The 17,255-nt window shown below is 35.8% G+C and carries 16 protein-coding genes; 12 read left to right on the top strand and 4 right to left on the bottom strand.

The features are described from left to right. Window positions 1–64: 64 nt before the first annotated feature. From HOG71_15560 to HOG71_15550, 3 genes are all read right to left on the bottom strand, one after another. The gene (locus tag HOG71_15560; GenBank protein MBT5992264.1) at window positions 65–1,864 is read right to left on the bottom strand and encodes an excinuclease ABC subunit C; all 1,800 of its coding nucleotides are present in this window, start codon (window positions 1,862–1,864) and stop codon (window positions 65–67) included. Beyond that, window positions 1,865–4,084, bottom strand: coding sequence for a penicillin-binding protein (locus HOG71_15555; GenBank protein ID MBT5992263.1), 2,220 nt, complete (start codon window positions 4,082–4,084; stop codon window positions 1,865–1,867). A gap of 108 nt (window positions 4,085–4,192) precedes the next feature. Continuing rightward, window positions 4,193–6,883, bottom strand: a complete 2,691-nt coding sequence (locus HOG71_15550) for a tetratricopeptide repeat protein (GenBank protein MBT5992262.1) — start codon at window positions 6,881–6,883, stop codon at window positions 4,193–4,195. Window positions 6,884–6,964: 81 nt separating this feature from the next. Between HOG71_15550 and HOG71_15545 the strand changes: the two genes are divergently transcribed. From HOG71_15545 to atpG, 9 genes are all read left to right on the top strand, one after another. Next, a complete protein-coding gene (locus HOG71_15545) occupies window positions 6,965–7,840 on the top strand; it encodes a peptidoglycan DD-metalloendopeptidase family protein (GenBank protein MBT5992261.1) in 876 nt (291 codons plus the stop codon). A 22-nt stretch (window positions 7,841–7,862) separates the two neighbouring features. After that, complete coding sequence (locus HOG71_15540; GenBank protein MBT5992260.1) at window positions 7,863–8,279, top strand: polymer-forming cytoskeletal protein; 417 nt, start codon at window positions 7,863–7,865, stop codon at window positions 8,277–8,279. Next, complete coding sequence (locus tag HOG71_15535) at window positions 8,266–8,472, top strand: AtpZ/AtpI family protein (protein MBT5992259.1); 207 nt, start codon at window positions 8,266–8,268, stop codon at window positions 8,470–8,472. Before HOG71_15540 ends, HOG71_15535 begins: the two co-directional genes overlap by 14 nt. 389 nt (window positions 8,473–8,861) lie before the next feature. Continuing rightward, the gene (atpB, locus tag HOG71_15530) at window positions 8,862–10,028 is read left to right on the top strand and encodes a F0F1 ATP synthase subunit A (protein ID MBT5992258.1); all 1,167 of its coding nucleotides are present in this window, start codon (window positions 8,862–8,864) and stop codon (window positions 10,026–10,028) included. Between the two features lie 19 nt (window positions 10,029–10,047). Then, window positions 10,048–10,275 (top strand): ATP synthase F0 subunit C, encoded by a 228-nt coding sequence (locus HOG71_15525; GenBank protein MBT5992257.1) that lies wholly within the window; start codon window positions 10,048–10,050, stop codon window positions 10,273–10,275. 85 nt (window positions 10,276–10,360) lie between these two features. Next, window positions 10,361–10,861 carry a F0F1 ATP synthase subunit B gene (gene atpF, locus HOG71_15520; protein MBT5992256.1) on the top strand — a complete coding sequence of 167 codons (501 nt, stop codon included), beginning with the start codon at window positions 10,361–10,363 and terminating at the stop codon, window positions 10,859–10,861. Beyond that, window positions 10,862–11,404 carry an ATP synthase F1 subunit delta gene (gene atpH, locus HOG71_15515; GenBank protein MBT5992255.1) on the top strand — a complete coding sequence of 181 codons (543 nt, stop codon included), beginning with the start codon at window positions 10,862–10,864 and terminating at the stop codon, window positions 11,402–11,404. Window positions 11,405–11,417: 13 nt separating this feature from the next. Continuing rightward, entirely contained in the window at window positions 11,418–12,998 is a 1,581-nt protein-coding gene (locus tag HOG71_15510; GenBank protein ID MBT5992254.1) for a F0F1 ATP synthase subunit alpha, read from the top strand. A 19-nt stretch (window positions 12,999–13,017) separates the two neighbouring features. Further along, entirely contained in the window at window positions 13,018–13,893 is an 876-nt protein-coding gene (atpG, locus tag HOG71_15505; GenBank protein ID MBT5992253.1) for an ATP synthase F1 subunit gamma, read from the top strand. Here the strand turns inward: atpG and HOG71_15500 are convergent, their stop codons facing one another. After that, window positions 13,894–14,415 carry a hypothetical protein gene (locus HOG71_15500; protein ID MBT5992252.1) on the bottom strand — a complete coding sequence of 174 codons (522 nt, stop codon included), beginning with the start codon at window positions 14,413–14,415 and terminating at the stop codon, window positions 13,894–13,896. A 130-nt stretch (window positions 14,416–14,545) separates the two neighbouring features. Between HOG71_15500 and hpt the strand changes: the two genes are divergently transcribed. The 3 genes from hpt (at window position 14,546) to HOG71_15485 (ending at window position 17,128) form a co-directional block, all read left to right on the top strand. Next, complete coding sequence (hpt, locus tag HOG71_15495; GenBank protein MBT5992251.1) at window positions 14,546–15,085, top strand: hypoxanthine phosphoribosyltransferase; 540 nt, start codon at window positions 14,546–14,548, stop codon at window positions 15,083–15,085. Between the two features lie 235 nt (window positions 15,086–15,320). Continuing rightward, window positions 15,321–16,583 carry a T9SS type A sorting domain-containing protein gene (locus HOG71_15490; GenBank protein MBT5992250.1) on the top strand — a complete coding sequence of 421 codons (1,263 nt, stop codon included), beginning with the start codon at window positions 15,321–15,323 and terminating at the stop codon, window positions 16,581–16,583. Window positions 16,584–16,705: 122 nt separating this feature from the next. Then, window positions 16,706–17,128: a helix-turn-helix transcriptional regulator gene (locus HOG71_15485; protein MBT5992249.1), complete on the top strand. Its 423-nt coding sequence runs from the start codon at window positions 16,706–16,708 to the stop codon at window positions 17,126–17,128. The last annotated feature ends 127 nt before the right edge of the window (window positions 17,129–17,255 follow it).

The following is a 17,255-nucleotide window of genomic DNA, read 5'->3' as shown; positions in this document are numbered from 1 at the left end:
GTCAATTAAAATGCCAAAAATTCTATATATCTAAATTCGTCAATAAACTAAAATAAATAGCTTTCTATGGGTTTTTCTTGAAATATTCTTGTATAACCTCTGTTTTTTGTTTTCCCACCAATGAAACTAATTCTTCAAAATTGGAATTTTTAACTCCTTGGATTGATTTGAAATGCCTGAGAAGTTTTTCAGCCGTAAGCTTTCCAACTCCCTTAATGTCGTTCAGTTCTGTCACCAGGCTTCCTCGTATTCTGCGAGACCGGTGATGGGTGATACCAAAGCGATGTGCCTCATTTCTCAATTGTTGTATAAGTCGGTTGGTCGGAGATTTTTTGTCAATACCCAAAGGAAGTGTATCGCCAACCTTATATATCTCTTCAAAGCGCTTGGCAATACCAACCATTTCAACTTGTCCTTCAATTCCTAATGAACACAAACTCTTATAAGCCGAACTTACCTGACCCTTGCCACCGTCTACCACAATTAAGTCAGGAAGCTTTTCCCCTTCTTCCAGCAATCGTCTGTATCTTCGATAGATAACCTCCTCCATTGATGCAAAATCATCGGGCCCTTCGACATTTTTTATATTGTAATGCCTGTATTCGCGTTTAAATGGTTTAGCATTTTTAAAAACAACAAGTGCTGCAACAGGATAAGAACCTTGCATGTTTGAGTTGTCGAAACACTCAATTACCATGGGTAGTTTTTTTAATACAAGATCTTTTTGAACCTGTTTTAATAAACTTAATGAGCGCTGACCCTTATCTTGTTGAAGATTTTTTCTTTCTTGCAGATCTTTGAAATAAAACCATGCATTTTTATAGGATAGTTCGAGCAATTTTTTCTTATCTCCTGTTTTTGGGATGGTATATTTTACAGTGCTATCGGTAAAATCAAGCTTTATTGGCACAACAATTTGTTTCGTACCACTACCAAATCGTTCGCGAAACTCGGTTATGGCCAACATCAAAATGTCAGAATCGCTTTCATCAAGAGATTTTTTAATCTCAACCGTATCGGTCTGAATAATAGCACCATTGGTAATTCTAAGATAATTAACTATAGCAATTTTATCAGTTGAATAAATTGAAAAAACATCGATATCAGATAATTTGGGATTCACAACAGTTGACTTGGCTTCATATGTTTGAAGTGCATCGAGTGTTTGCTTTAATTCGTTTGCTTTTTCAAATTCAAGATTTGTTGCAGCCGTTGCCATTTGAGCTTTAACATAGTTGATTACGCTGGCTGTTTTTCCCTTTAGTATTTTGCGAACATGATCAATATTGGTCATATAATCTTGCTCTGTTTGCAAGGATTCACAAGGGCCTTTACACAAATTAATATGATAGCTTAGGCAAACTTTATACTTCTTGGCCTTAATTGGTTCTTCTGATAGGTTGAACTTGCATGTTCGCAGGAAGAAATGTTTTTGCAATAAATCTAGTAGCATGTTTTTGTTTAAACCTGAAACAAAAGGGCCATAATACTCACTCCCATCCTTTATCATGCTTCGAGTGGAAAATACCCGTGGAAATGCTTCTTTTTTTATAGCAATAAATGGAAATGTTTTTCCATCTTTGAGCAGTACATTGTATTTGGGTTGGTATTTTTTTATTAATGAATTTTCAAGCAAAAGGGCTTCTTGCTCGCTTTCAACAACAGTATAGTTAATCTGGACAACATGGGAAACCATGATTTTGGTACGAGCACCAACCCCTTCCTTTTTAGAAAAATAAGACGACACCCTTTTTTTTAGGTTTTTTGCCTTACCAATGTAAATGATGTCGTTTTGCTTGTTTGAAAACTTGTAAATACCGGGCTTATTGGGCAATAAACTTAGCTGTTGCGTAAAATCAAGCATTTATTCCTGCAATGCGTTTGGTTCAACATCAGCTTCATAATTCGAACAATCGAGCTCAACTGGAAGCTTTTCTTCAGGTATTTCAAAATCGCTTTGCTTATATCCAAGCGTGGAATCGGCATACACTTTTTTCATAAAATAGGCCCATATTGGCAAGGCCATACTAGCACCTTGTCCATAGTCAGTTCTTCTGAAATGAACGGATCGGTCTTCAGCTCCAACCCAGCAGCCAGCTGTTATTTCAGGAGTTGTTCCAATAAACCATCCATCCGAGTTGTTTTGAGTTGTACCTGTTTTTCCTCCTATTTGATTGGTAAAATTGTAGCGATATCGCAGTCGAGTGGCAGTTCCCCAGCCTCGGGTTACAGATTGAAGCATGTCTAGCATCACAAAGTTGTGGGTGTTTTTTAAAACAGGAACTTCGCGGGCAACATACTCTTTGATTGTATTGCCATTTTTGTCTTCAATTCGGCTAATAAAAGTAGGCTCTACCCATACACCATTGTTACCATAGGTATTAAAAGCTCCCACCATTTCAAAAACGGATACATCCGGAGTTCCCAGGCAAATTGATGGATAAGGGTCCATATCGCTGGTGTCGATTCCCATTTTTGCAACCAAATCCAAAACGGCTTCTGGGCCAACTTGCTTCATCACCCATGCAGTCATGCAGTTTACAGATTTTGACATGCCTTCATTTAGGGTCATAATTTCGCCATATTCTCCGTCCGAGTTTCGGGGCCTCCAATTATTGAAGTCAGGAAAAATTACAGGTACATTGGGCACTTTCAAACATGGAGAATAACCCTCCATTATTCCAACAGTATAAACAAAAGGTTTGAAGGTTGACCCTACCTGCCTTTTCGCTCTTTTGTTTACATGATCATATTTAAAGTATTTGTAATCAATCCCCCCAACCCAAGCCTTAATTTGGCCGCTTTTGGTATCCATGGCCATAAAACCAGGATGCAAGAAGTATTTGTAATAATAGACAGAATCGTAAGGTGACATTTCTTTTTCAATGTCGCCTTTATAGGAAAACAATTTCATTTTCCTTTTAATTTGGAAATCTTCCTGTATTTCTTCCCAGCTTTTGCCACCCCTTTTCAAGGCTCTGTAGCGATCGCTGTTTTTAACTGCACGCGTCATGATTGACTCAATTTGCTTTTCGCTTATTTTGCTGAATGGTGCATTCTTTCGTCCGTCCCAATGCTTGAAAAAGAGCTCCTGAAGTTCGGTCAGATGTTCCCGAGTGGCTGCTTCAGCATATGTTTGCATTCGGCTATCAATAGTGGTGTGAATTTTCAATCCACTGGCATATAAATCGATATTTTCACTTTTACTCCATTCATTAAGCTCCATTCGCAAAAACTCCCTGAAGTATCGCGCCATCCCCTGATTATGACTTTCTACTTTATAATCAAGTTTAATGGGAAGAGCAACTAACGAGTCGAACTCCTCTTGTGTTTTGATATAGCCGTATTTATACATTTGGCCCAAAACCACATTTCTCCTATTTAATGAGCGTTCGGGATTCAGATAAGGATTATAGGCAGTAACAGCTTTCAAGACTCCAATTATTGTTGCAGATTCTTGTACGTTAAGCGCATCTGGTAATTTATTAAAATATGTTTTTGATGCAGCCTTAATACCCCAGGAATTACTACCAAAATCAACCTTGTTGAGGTACATATTTATTATTTCCTGCTTAGTATAATAGCGTTCCAGTCGAATGGCGATAATCCATTCCTTGAGTTTTTGAATGATTTTTTTCGGTAGAGTATTAAATTGATTTCGACCAAACAGGTTTTTAGCCAATTGTTGCGAAATTGTGCTGGCACCTTTCTTTTTGCCACGTATAATGTAATAGGGTATAGCCAATGTTCCCCGAGGATCGATACCTGAATGATCTTCAAAGCGAACATCTTCAGTTGCAATTAAGGCATTATAAACATTAGGGCTAATTTCATCATAGGCTACTTTCGACCTGTTTTCATTGAAAAACTTACCGAGCAATACCCCATCAGAAGAGTAGATCTCTGTAGCCAATGTTGTTTCTGGGTTTTCCAATTGACGAGCATCGGGCAACTTTTTGAATACACCCGCGATAATGCCGATTATTAATAAAACAAAAAGTGTGAACACCAAGACAACAGAACCCCAAAACCATTTAAGGAAGGTTTTGTAATTGCCTTTTTTATTCTTTTTTGCTGATTTCATCTGTGTTGTTGCATTTATATATTCCGATGTACAAAATTACTTTAAAAATAATGTATGCTTAAGGAATATTATTAACTGCCAGATATTGAGGCAAAAAAAGGGCGATTTTTACTTGTAAAACTTTTTAAAATAATCAATATAAGCAGCTGCATCCTTTTCCTTCAGCAAGACACCAAAATTTTCCTGATGAATAACCGCAATTTGAGGTTTTCTGTTTTTGATTTTTTCGAGAAAATCCTGATCGCTTTGAATGCTTTTGTAATACTTTTGAGCAGAGCTGCCATTTTCAAATTGTTGTACCAGTAAAAGCATTATATTTTTATCAAAAACAACAGTATTAATATTCAACTTTTCCAAGCTATAATACTGGGTATTGTAATCGGAAAAAGCTGTTTTTAAGTTTTCAGTATTAACCTTTCTGCTATCGAAAAACAAAACAAAATAATGAGGGCTCTGTGGTCCTTGTTTGTAAGGTGTTTTTATCAGGAAGGAGTCAATAACAACTTTCTTTTCTGTAGAAACTTCTGCTTTCTCTATGTGTTCAAATTCTCCATTTAAATATTTAACCAAATTGTTTGCATGTTCTTTTAACTCATCGTTTTTGCTATTGTTCTGAAAATCAATTAAGTTTTGGATAAAGTCTTTTTTGGGTTTGTTCTTACCTGAACAAAGTACACCAAGATATTCAAAATGATCGTTTTTTGAATTTCCAGGATAATTTTTATTGCTACTGCTAACGTTTTGCGCTAACAAATCACAATCTCCATCTAAATAGTACTGGTAGCTTTGGTCGTATAGTAGGGTGATTTCCTTGTTTTTAATGGTAGCCATGCGTGTGAAATAGGTAGGATCTTTAACCAATATAGCATAATCGCTATTCGGATATTTTGTTAAAATGGAATCCTTATGAGCTTGTTTTTTATTTGACTGAGTGCTTGGGTTATAAATGTTGAAAAGGGTGTAATGGGTTTGAGCATCATATTTAGAACTCGGATATCTTCCTAAAAGCTTTTCATAAGATGCAGACGAATTTGAAGTGTCGGACAGCTGTTCTAAATAAATATCACCAATTTTTTTCAATGCCTCCACAATTCGCTTATGCGATGCAACTACCTGGCTCTCAGTAAACGGAATGTCCATGTAGTATTTTTGTTTTGGCTTGGGAATGTTTTTTAACTGCTCGCTAATAAACTTCTTTTCATCTTCAGAAAGTACCGCTTCAATAACCTCTTCTGTGGCAGCCGAGTCTTGAGCTAAGCCCTCTTCTGAAATTGAGCCTAGTTTCTTTTTCCTACGCCAGTTGTCTTCAAGCTTTCTCTTTCCCCATTTAACAGCAAACTCCGACTTGCCAAGTTCAATGGATGAGTTGTTATAGAAATACCACTTGTTGGAAGCAGAAAGGCTACCAGGAACTCCCGGTGGTTGCATTAGCCCTCGATTTTGCCCCATCATCACATCTCTGTTGTAGCGCATCTCTTGTTCCTCAGCAACTTTTTTCTGCTGTTCTGCAAGCTCAATGTCTCGCTTGGCTTGCTCTTCTGCTTGCCATACAATATCAATCAAGCTGTCTCTTGACTTTGTTGGAAGGCCTGCCAGATAAAGCAGACTATCTTCTGTTTCAACAATAACCAGGTGTTTTACCAGTTCACTAAGAACAATGCTGGTTACTTTCAGCTCAGCGTAGCCAGCAAAGTCTTCGCTCAAAAATGTGGATGAACTGTCGTAATATGCTTTTGAGAGCAAATAGTTTGGCTTATCAAAATAAAATTCAGCTAATTTCAGATAGGCAAATGCTTTTTGGTTATCGTTGCTTTTGTTATACCTAAGACTTAGTTTTAAATTTTCTTCAGCTTCTTTTGTATTGCCAATTTTTAAATCAACCAGTGCAATTTCGAAATATATTTGATCCAGATATTGAATGTTTTTATCATCTTTCAACATTTTATATAAGCGAGCCTTAATGGAGCGAGCTGTTCGCTCATCAACCACCTCATGACAACGTGAAACCTCAATTTTGGCATTGAAAGCCATGTCGTATGGTGGGTTCTTATTGATTACTTTTTCATAAAAAGAAATGGCAGGTTCAAAATTGTTAGAGTATTGATACAGTTGAGCAAGTATGAAAGTATATCTTGTTTTATAATCTTTCTTGTTTTCAATAGAAATTGCTTCTTCGAGATTTTTTATGGCTGATAAATAATCTTTCTGATTAATATTTAAATAGGCTTCCAACAAACGAAGTTCTTTTGTGAGCTTTCCGGGAAGCCCTTGCATACTTTTTATTTGTGAAACCAAAGCAGTTGATTGATCAAACTTGCCCAGTTGATAATTGCACTTGGCCAACCACACCATGGATTCGAAGGCAAGATTGGAGTTTTCGTATTCGCTTATTATATACTGAAATGTTTCAATGGCGGTAAAATAATCTCCTTTGTAAAAATAAGCTCGGGCAATGAGGTAATAACTGTCATCAATCCAATTGCTTATTTTATGTTTATCCAATATTTTAGAACACTTCCGTATAATTTCATCGGCATCAGACGCATTTGACTTCGACATTGCATCATCGGGAAAGCGGTAAACATTTAAAATTAGATTGTAATCGTCAATGTAATTTTCCTCAGTTTGTTCAACAACAGTCAAATAACGCTCGTGGGCGTTAAAATAGATATTGTATCGGGCTGTTACATTGTGAAAAAATCTGGCGGCTCCTGTATCCTGTATGGCAAGACAACTGCTAAGTAGAATTGCAATAATTGGCAATGACAGAAATAATATTTTTTTTAATCGAACTGGCACAATTTGATTTATGTTAATAGTAACTAACTTTGAAACCACAAAAATATTTCAATTTTAGCAAAAAAACATCGAAAAGTAAAGATGAATAAGCGAGACAAGCAAAGTTTAGTTCAAAAACTGAAGAGAAAATACAGGCTTGTTGTTCTTTCTGAAGAGAGTTTAGAAGAGCGCGGGTCGATTAGTCTTTCCAGAGTAAATGTTATGTTGGCAATCAGTTTGTTAGTCCTGCTTGTTACAATAGGCGTTTATTTTTTAATTGCCTATACATCGCTTCGGGAATATATTCCGGGTTATGCCGATTTTGACACACGTATGGAGTTTGCAGAAAACGCAACAAAAATTGATTCGCTGGAAAGTTCAATTCGTCAACAATATGAAAAAATCCAAATACAGAACAATATACTTTCTGGCAATGTTGACGAATACTCAAAAGATCACTATCGACTGAAAGACTCTATTAAAATTGCCAAACACTCAAATATTCCTATAAAATCAAAAGAAGATTCTTTGCTACGAGCAGAGTTTGAAAAAGACGAATCATTTAATGTGTTTTTTGACGAAGAAGGAAAAGTCAATAAAAACATAAGGAATATTTTGTTTTTTCCTCCGGTTCGTGGTATAATCACTGAAAAGTTCAACGCTCTTGCTGGTCACCCGGCTATTGACATTGCCTCTACACCGAGTGCAGGAATAAAGGCAGTTCTGGAAGGAACTGTAATTTATGCTGATTGGAGTGTAAACACAGGATATACCGTAGTTATCCAACACAAGAAAAATCTAATATCAGTTTATAAACACAATTCTGTGTTATTGAAAAAAATTGGTAATTTTGTTCAAGCAGGGGAAACAATAGCCATTATCGGAGAATCCGGTGAGCTTAGTCATGGCCCTCACTTGCATTTTGAGTTATGGTTTGATGGTAATCCCGTTGATCCTGAAAAATATATAGCATTTTAAATAAGAAAAATAATATTGTCAGATGAAAAAAAATGTTGAAGTAAATACAAATTCATTTAGTACGATAAATGCATCGACAAAAATTGTAGGTGAAATTCATTCTGACTCAGATTTGAGAATAGATGGAAATGTGGAGGGTAACGTTCAGTCGAAGGCCAAGGTTGTACTTGGTGCCAGTGCATATATTAATGGAAACATCAGTTCACAAAACGCAGACGTGTCTTGCACGGTTATTGGGAATATTTACATTGAAGACCTCTTAAAACTTAATGCAACAGCAAATATTAAAGGGGATATTTTTGCAAACAAGTTAATTGTTGAAAGCGGTGCTTCATTTACAGGTCGTTGCGAAATGGGCGGAGATGTCAAAATGAAAGATCATCCCAGAAGCGAAAATACACTGTTTGCCAAAGCTCCTGAAAAAATTGAAGAAGAATAGCAACAATCCTCCTGCTTATTTTCGTTTCATTTCTCTGGGCTTTCAAATCCTTGCAACAGTGTTGGCTGGAGTTCTTGTTGGGCAATGGCTCGACAATAAATTCGAAAGTGAAAACAGCGTTTTTACAATCATTTTATCGGTAGTGATGATTGTTGTGTCAATGATATATGTTGTTCGTACTTTTCTAAAATAATTCACCAAAATGTATAAAAACTTTCTAAAAAATTATGTTATTTTTTGCCTGATAATTTTGGTTGTCGGTGGAACTTTAACAACATTGCTTGCTGATCCTGAGGTTCAACTGGGTGTTTTGGGCAACTTTCTCATCTTTTTTGTCTTAACTCTTCTTTCCACAGTATTGCTGATTAATGTTTTAAGTAAGAACAGCGACAACTTCCAATTATTCACCTTGGCATCGCTTTTTGTCAAAATGATCTTTGCCGTTATTTATTTTTATTTCGTTTTTAGAACGTTTAAAAATAATCTTTTAATTTTTGTTGGGAGTTTCTTTCTCAGTTATCTGTTATTCACTATTTTCGAGGTCTCTTTTTTAGTGCGTTTTTTGCGAAAAAAGACAGATAATTGACAAGAAATTTAAATATGTACATTCGTTTAAGGCAAATATTGCTAATCCTGATACTAATAAATCCGTTTATTCTTGTTGCTTCAGAAGGAGAAAAAGAAGAAGAAGGGTTTAATCTGGTTGATTTTGCATTGCACCATATTGCAGATTCTTATTCTTGGGACTTTTATCATAAGAAGGATGGAACAGCTGTAGGAATAAAATTACCAAGAATTCTTGTTGATCTAAAAAACATTAATGTAAAGTTTTATCTTTCAACGCAGAAAGCTTTAGAAAATGGATGTGAGTTTGAACATGAGTTTAATCACAACGCAAGTCATGGAACATTGCTCTTTCCAAATACGGGACCTAGGTACCTTGAATTAAAAAAAGCAATTGAGGAAAAAAGTACAATATCCCAGCCTGACAAAATCCAACAGAAAGAAATTAAATCGTTAAAGAGACAGCTTAGGATGCTTAAGCCTTTGGATTTTTCCATTACAAAAAATGTATTGTTCATGCTCTTTGCAGGCATACTGCTTTTATGGGTTTTCATAAGTATTGCAAATAAGTACAAACGAAATCCAAATGTGGCTCCTTCGGGACTTCAAAGTGCATTGGAACCAATCATTGTATTTGTTAGAGATGATATTGCCAAAACATACATACCACATAAATACGAGCGCTTTTTGCCTTTGCTGCTTAATTTCTTTTTCTTCATTTGGTTTCTGAACATGATGGGTCTGGTTCCTTTTTCAGGAAATGTGACCGGTAATATTGCCGTAACAGCTTCATTGGCATTAATTACATTTTTTGCGACTAATATTAATGGTAAAAAGAATTACTGGCAGCATATTTTTTGGTATCCTGGCGTACCCATACCTGTGAAATTTATTTTATTGGTTGTTGAGTTTGTCAGTATTTTCACAAAGCCATTTGCACTGGCCATTCGATTATTTGCAAACATAACAGCAGGTCACTTGGTTATACTTGCTTTTATATCTTTGATCTTTATGTTTGGAAAGTCTGGAGAGGCTCTGTGGGCAGGGGTTGGGACCTCTTTCTTGTCAGTAGGTTTTGCTCTTTTCATTGATATGATAGAAATTTTAATTGCATTATTGCAAGCTTATATATTTACAACTTTATCGGCCTTGTTTATCGGACAAGCCGTTGAAACAGAACATTAAAAAATTTAAATAAGAAAAAATGTTACTTTTAGATTTAGGATTAGGATTAGGAGCAGGTTTAGCTGCAGGTTTAGGTGTGTTAGGTGCTGGTATAGGAATTGGCCAAATTGGTGGAAATGCTGCACAGGCAATTGCTCGTCAACCTGAAGCCGCTGGTAAAATAAATTCAGCTATGATTATTACAGCTGCTATGATTGAAGGTGCTGCACTATTTGCAATAGTTGTTGGTATCATTATGATTAGCTAACATAGCTTTAAAAACTTGAACTCATCGAATAACTGGAATAATCAATTATTCTGTTATTTGATGAATTTGATTAAATGTATATCAAATGGTAATACTTAATGCATTACTAAGCCCCAACATCGGCTTGATGTTTTGGACAATATTGATTTTTTTAATCTTATTGTTCTTATTACGGAAGTTTGCCTGGAAGCCAATAACAGAGATGCTTAAGGAGCGTGAAGCAAGCATTGATGAGGCTCTAAAGCAAGCTGAAAAAGCACGTGAAGAAGTGAATTCATTAACTGAAAAAAACTTCGAACTGATTGTTGAAGGTCAGTCACAGCGCGATGCGATCATTAAAGAAGCAAAGGAGCGCAGTGACGAGATAGTGAAAGAGGCAAGAGAAGATGCCAAAAAAGAAGGTAAGCGGATTATTGATGATGCCAGAGACATGATTCATCAAGAACGTGAGCAAACAATTCGTGAAATTAAGAGCGATATTAGTGCACTGGTTATCGATACGGCATCCAAAGTAATTAGGCGTGAACTATCCTTAAAAGATGAGCATCAGGCACTAATAGAAAGTAAAATTAAAGAACTCCAATAGATGACACAAAGCAGAGCCATATCTCGCTATGCAGAAGCTTTTTTCATGTATGCACAAAGTGAGTCCTTTTTAGACAAAGCATATCAGGATTCAAAATTGATTCTTGATAGCTGCCATGAAAATCGTGATTTCAAAGTTTTTTTGAGTAATCCGGTTATCAGAGGCGACAAAAAAGCAAATGTCATCAGGAAAGCCTTCGAAGGCAATATTTCGAAAAAAACGCTTGATTTTATTCAATTAATTATTGACAATAGACGAGAGACTTTTTTGCCGGAAATGCTCAAGCGCTTTAACAAACTATATTTAGAGCATAACAATATTGTTGATGCAGAAATTGTAACTGCTGCTCCACTGAAAGAGGAGGTCATGCAGAAACTAAAAGCCTTTGTTGCCAAGTTAAGCGGATACAAGCATGTTGAGCTTAACAATGTTGTTAAGGAGGAAATCATTGGAGGTTTTGCATTAAAATATAACGACAAGCTTTTAGATGCGAGCGTATCTCACGAGCTAAGTCGAATAAGAAAAGAAATATCTAATTATTAAAAAAAAATCATTTATGGCTGATATAAATCCAAGTGAAATTTCATCGATACTGAGGAAAGAGCTTTCAGGATTTGATTCTAAAACAGAGCTGGAAGAAGTTGGTTATATACTCGAAATAGGAGATGGAATTTCCCGGGTATACGGGTTAAATTCTGTTGCAGCTGGCGAATTAGTTGAATTTGCCACTGGAGTAAAAGGTGTTGTTTTGAATCTTGACGAAGATAATGTTGGGGTTGTAATGATGGGATCTTCAGATGGTATTCGCGAAGGAGATGTCGTTCGAAGAACAGAACGTATTGCTTCAGTTTTGGTGAGTGAGCAAATGCTTGGACGTGTTGTAAACTCCTTAGGCGAGCCTATTGATAATAAAGGCCCAATTGGTGGCGAGAAGTTTGAAATGCCACTGGAAAGAAAAGCACCTGGTGTTATTTTCAGACAACCTGTATCCGAACCTTTACAAACAGGAATTAAAGCCATTGATGCAATGATTCCAATTGGAAGAGGGCAGCGTGAGCTTATTATTGGAGACCGTCAAACTGGAAAGTCAACAATTGCCATTGATGCCATTATAAACCAAAAAGAGAATTACGACAAAGGCGAGCCCGTATTTTGTATTTATGTTGCTATTGGTCAAAAAGAGGCCAATGTCGCTAAATTAGTTAAAACACTGGAAGATTTTGGTGCAATGGCTTATACTGTTATTGTATCCGCTTCAGCAGCAGAGCCTGCTCCATTGCAGTTTTATGCACCTTATGCCGGTTGTTCCATTGGAGAGTATTTTCGTGATACAGGAAGACCAGCATTGGTTATTTATGATGATTTATCAAAGCAAGCCGTTTCCTACAGAGAGGTGTCTTTATTATTAAGAAGACCTCCCGGACGAGAAGCTTATCCTGGTGATGTATTTTACTTACATAGCCGATTACTTGAAAGAGCTTGTAAGGTAATTGCCTCTGACGAAGTAGCAGCCAAAATGAATGATATTCCAGATTCATTAAAAGGAAAAATTAAGGGAGGAGGATCACTGACAGCACTGCCCATTATTGAAACACAGGCAGGAGACGTATCAGCATATATCCCAACCAATGTTATTTCAATTACTGACGGACAGATTTTTCTTGAATCGAATTTGTTTAACTCGGGTGTAAGACCAGCGATCAATGTGGGTATTTCAGTATCACGTGTTGGAGGAAATGCGCAAATTAAGGCCATGAAAAAAGTGGCTGGAACCTTGAAACTTGATCAAGCCCAGTATCGTGAATTGGAAACATTTGCCAAGTTTGGTTCTGATTTGGATGCTTCAACAAAATCTGTAATTGCCAAAGGTGAACGAAATGTTGAAATTTTAAAACAAAATCGCTATAGTCCGGTTTCAATTGAACATCAGATTGCTATTATTTTCTTGGGAACAAGTGGTTTATTAAGTAAAATACAGGTGAAGGATGTTGTTCAGTTCGAAGAAGAATATTTAGATGTACTGACGAGCAAACACAAAGACGTCCTTGAATTATTGAAGCAAGGGAAAATTGATGACCGCACACGCGACCTTCTCAGAGATGTGGCCAAAAGCTTAGAGCCTAAATATTTGAAATAATATAATGCTGAATTAGCTCATGGGAAACCTGAAAGAAATACGAACAAGGATAGGGTCTGTTAAGTCGACACAACAGATTACCCGTGCCATGAAAATGGTTTCTGCCTCTAAATTTAGAAAGGCTCAGGATGCCATTTTGAAAATCCGTCCTTATGCGAATAAAATAAATGAAGTAATAATTCCAATTGCAGAAGGAATGGAAGACCTTTCGTTTAATCCTTATTTTCAGGAAAGAGAGGTAAAACGTGTATTGGTTATTCCAATAACTTCTGATAAGGGATTGTGTGGCTCTTTTAACAGTACTGTTATTCGCGAAGCTGTCAATCTTATTAATTCATATGAAGCCTCTGTTGATTTAATTTGTTTTGGTAAAAAAAGTTTTGACTTCTTTTCAAGGTCAAAAAAGGGATATAATATTATCGAAAAATATTTTGACCTCACGTCTAATATTAGCTTCAGCGAGATTGAAGAAGTGGCAAATAGAATATTAAAATCATTTGCTGATAAAGAGTATGATGAAATTCGTTTTGTTTACAATGCTTTTACCAATCCTGCTGTTTATACAACAACCAATACAAAATTTCTTCCTCTGGAATCCATAGCTGAGCAAGATCTTCAAAGTGATCAGGCTAAGCATATGAATCATAATTTCATATTCGAGCCATCAGAAAATGAGATCATTAATGAGCTTATCCCAACTTCATTAAAAATTAAATTCTTCAGATCACTTCTTGAGTCTAACGCCTCAGAACATGGAGCTCGTATGACAGCCATGGACAAAGCCACTGAAAATGCGGAAGAATTATTAGGTGAATTAAAACTAAAATATAACAAAGAAAGGCAGGCTACAATTACCAAAGAAATTCTGGAAATTGTGGGAGGTACAACTGCGTAATTATAAATTAAATATCTTTTTGAGGTTTTTCCAAAGGATATTTTTCTTGTCCTTATCCATGGCAATTTCTGTCAACCCCCATGCTAAACATAAATAAGATTGGTCATTTTTAATATCAACCTCATTTGTGTTAAAATCCCGAACTAAATGGGAGGGCAAGCCCAATGAAATTATTGTGCTGTCGGATAGCTTATTCCCAACCTGTAGAATGCTTTTGTAGGATGTATTGTGCAGATTGATCAGGGCAATTGAATTAAGACTTAAGCCAACAGCACCTAGTATTTTTTCAAGAAATAATCGATCTTTTCCCGTAATCCATTCTTCATTTTCATAATGGACACAAAAAACCACTTTCGAACTATTGCTTCCGTGATACAGTATATCTGCAACATAAACCTCTTCGGGCTGCTCAACCTTTGCTAATGGAGCTGTTTCAGAAACTTTTTGATATTGTGTATTACTATTTTCAATGATAACACCTTCATTTAAAAAGCTGGCCAAAAAGTTCAGATCAGTGTACATTAATCAGAGATTTATTAACATTAATTTAAAATGTGAACACAAACGAAGTTATAGTTAATTCAATTAAATTTGTTAAAATGTTTAAAAATGTGCAATTCCAACAGGCATTGTAATTCAAATGTTTACGCAAATGACAAGCAAGATTAAGGTACATGACAAAGAATTCGAAATTTTCATCGATCAGGAAACAATATTGGATCGAGTAGCCGAATTAGCGAATCAAATAAACAAGGATTATAAAAACAGAGAGGTGCTTTTCCTTTCCATTTTAAATGGAAGTTTTTTCTTTACATCCGATTTATTGAAAAAAATTAAACTACCCTGTGAAGTGTCATTTGTTAAGCTGGCCTCATATCAAGGTCTGAAATCAAGTGGAAAAATAAAAGTATTGATAGGCCTGATGAAAAGCTTGAAAGACAAGCATGTTGTAATTCTCGAAGACATAGTCGATTCAGGAAAAACCATGACACAAATGTTAAGCTCCTTGTCGGAGCACGAGCCTGAAAGCATAAAAATTGCCACCTTACTATTTAAAAAAGAGGCATTGGTTGAGGATATAAAGCCCGATTATGTTGGATTTGAGGTGCCCGACAAATTTCTTGTCGGATATGGTCTTGATTATAATGAACATGGAAGAAACCACCCTGCTTTGTATACCCTGATTGGATAAACTATTTTAGTATTGACAAGCAACGAAATGCGTAAAATCTCTCTAACTTTAATTCTCAGGGCATTGCAGCCAATTAATATTTCTATAAATATTTTGAGAATATGAATAAATGACTAATTTTGAGCTCAATTAAGTACATGTTAAAAACAAAAATGTAATTTGTATTCTGACAGTTTTTTCTGTGTAAACAGATAAACGAAAGAATACTCAAATAAAAAGATTAAAAAATAAACTTATGAAAAAATTGACCCTATTATTAACACTGTCGTTGTTTTGTGTAAGCATATTTGCACAAACACCGATTGTACAAAAGCAATTCAAGGGAGACATTATTGAGAACCAAAAGGTAATCAAAGGAACCGAATGGACTTCGCCAACCACTGTTTATCGTGAAGATATTAAAGAATCATGGTTCTCTTTTACTTCAGCTCTCGATTATTATCTGGGTGGTACTATGCAGTATTACACCAACCTTATTTTTCCTGACACTCAACTCGTTAGAGTTGCAACTGATGGTGCTGTAAGTTCTGTTCGCTGGCATTCAATGGGAATGGCTTTGGATCCAAGATCTGAAATTTTCAAATTCTTCCAAGATGAACAAACACTAAGAAGACAACCTTATAAAGTCGACTCAATTGCATTTCGCTATCTGTATGAAAAATACAATGATGCAGCATTGAAAGATGAAATAGTTATTCAGGTTTACAATGCTGATAAAGTAGACAGATATTCATGGACATCTTCACAAGAGCCTTGGGCAACTGTTGAGTTTGATTCAGTAACCTTAAATGGTCTTGATTATTCTCAGGAAATCAGATATGAGCTTAGCTATGATGATACTGCAAACTGGTCAGGTGGCGCTTATAAGTGGTTACAGTTTCCTGTTAATATGAATGTTGAAAAAGCTGAACAGCCTGCTATTGCAGTAACTTTCAGATTCGAACCAGCTTATTCTTATCAGCTAGGTGATACTTTATATGGATCGGATGCTTATGAGCCATATAAGAAGCATAATAACTTCTGGCACCAGATGTTTTATGATATGGATGGAACTCAGCTTGAAGATTATAACAATGGCTTAATCATGAATTATGAAATTCGCTATGCTCCTATTTTAGGCCCAAGTTTTGGTTATCGCTACTTACCTGGTAATGCTTTTTCAGTAAGTTATTATCCTTACATGATTTTTAAGGTTACTTATGATGCTGATTGGGTAGATGCAATTTCTGAAGAAAATGTTAGCTTCAAGGTTGGAGAAGTATATCCTAATCCTTCAGTTGGAGAATCCAAAGTGACTGTTAAGCTTGAAAATGCTGCCAATGTAAGCGTTGATCTTATCAATCCATTAGGAAAAACAATCAGTGCTATTGAGAGTGGCAGACTCCACGCTGGTGAGCATCACTTAGAATTGAACACAAACAATCTGGATGCAGGTGTTTACTTTGTAAAAGTAAATGTTGGAGATTATTCCAGTACACAAAGATTGTTGGTTCAGTAAATTGAATTAATCATTTTAAAAAATAACAGCTCTGTTGGATTTCCAGCAGGGCTGTTTTTATTTCAGCATGTTTGGATAAATGCAAATACATACTTCATCCGATATTTGAATCAAAATGAATCATGACAGCACGTACCAAAACACAGAATGATTATTTTGAGCGGATCAATAAAGTGCTACTTTATATTCATAATCATTTAGATGAAAAACTTGAATTGGAGCATTTGGCCTCCATATCCAATTTCTCAAGTTTCCATTTTCAGCGAATTATGAAAGCCTATTTGAAAGAATCACTTGGCTCCTATATTACCAGGGCTCGCTTAGATAGGGCTGCAAGCACTTTAATAACATCCTCGAAAGCTATTAGTGATATAGCATTGAACTGTGGTTACGAATCTCATGCGTCATTTTCTAAAGCATTTAAGAAAAGATTTACTTGTTCTCCACTTAAGTTTCGCGAAGAATCAGGAGCGGTTAAAATGGAGACAACTTATGTTCAATTAAATACAAGACCGTTGCAAAACCAATTATTCTTTAATGTTTAAAATTTTATCCGTTTTTTTTGTGTTTTTTTCTTGATTCCATCCAATTTTTTCTTTTTTTCACAGAATAGGTGGGTGTTTTTATGATATTTCTCGGGAGTGTAAATCAAACTCTGTCTGGTTATAATTT

The organism is Bacteroidota bacterium, assembly GCA_018698135.1.
Taxonomy (GTDB): Bacteria; Bacteroidota; Bacteroidia; order CAILMK01; family JAAYUY01; genus JABINZ01.
This window is presented reverse-complemented; position numbering and strand designations above follow the sequence as displayed.

Coding starts and splice junctions, on each gene's coding strand:
- HOG71_15555 (MBT5992263.1), bottom strand. CDS start 4,084: ATGAAATCAGCAAAAAAGAATAAAAAAGGCAATTACAAAACCTTCCTT.
- HOG71_15500 (MBT5992252.1), bottom strand. CDS start 14,415: ATGTACACTGATCTGAACTTTTTGGCCAGCTTTTTAAATGAAGGTGTT.
- HOG71_15485 (MBT5992249.1), top strand. CDS start 16,706: ATGACAGCACGTACCAAAACACAGAATGATTATTTTGAGCGGATCAAT.
- HOG71_15540 (MBT5992260.1), top strand. CDS start 7,863: ATGAAAAAAAATGTTGAAGTAAATACAAATTCATTTAGTACGATAAAT.
- atpH (MBT5992255.1), top strand. CDS start 10,862: ATGACACAAAGCAGAGCCATATCTCGCTATGCAGAAGCTTTTTTCATG.
- HOG71_15560 (MBT5992264.1), bottom strand. CDS start 1,864: ATGCTTGATTTTACGCAACAGCTAAGTTTATTGCCCAATAAGCCCGGT.
- atpG (MBT5992253.1), top strand. CDS start 13,018: ATGGGAAACCTGAAAGAAATACGAACAAGGATAGGGTCTGTTAAGTCG.
- hpt (MBT5992251.1), top strand. CDS start 14,546: ATGACAAGCAAGATTAAGGTACATGACAAAGAATTCGAAATTTTCATC.
- atpF (MBT5992256.1), top strand. CDS start 10,361: ATGGTAATACTTAATGCATTACTAAGCCCCAACATCGGCTTGATGTTT.
- HOG71_15545 (MBT5992261.1), top strand. CDS start 6,965: ATGAATAAGCGAGACAAGCAAAGTTTAGTTCAAAAACTGAAGAGAAAA.
- HOG71_15525 (MBT5992257.1), top strand. CDS start 10,048: ATGTTACTTTTAGATTTAGGATTAGGATTAGGAGCAGGTTTAGCTGCA.
- HOG71_15490 (MBT5992250.1), top strand. CDS start 15,321: ATGAAAAAATTGACCCTATTATTAACACTGTCGTTGTTTTGTGTAAGC.
- HOG71_15510 (MBT5992254.1), top strand. CDS start 11,418: ATGGCTGATATAAATCCAAGTGAAATTTCATCGATACTGAGGAAAGAG.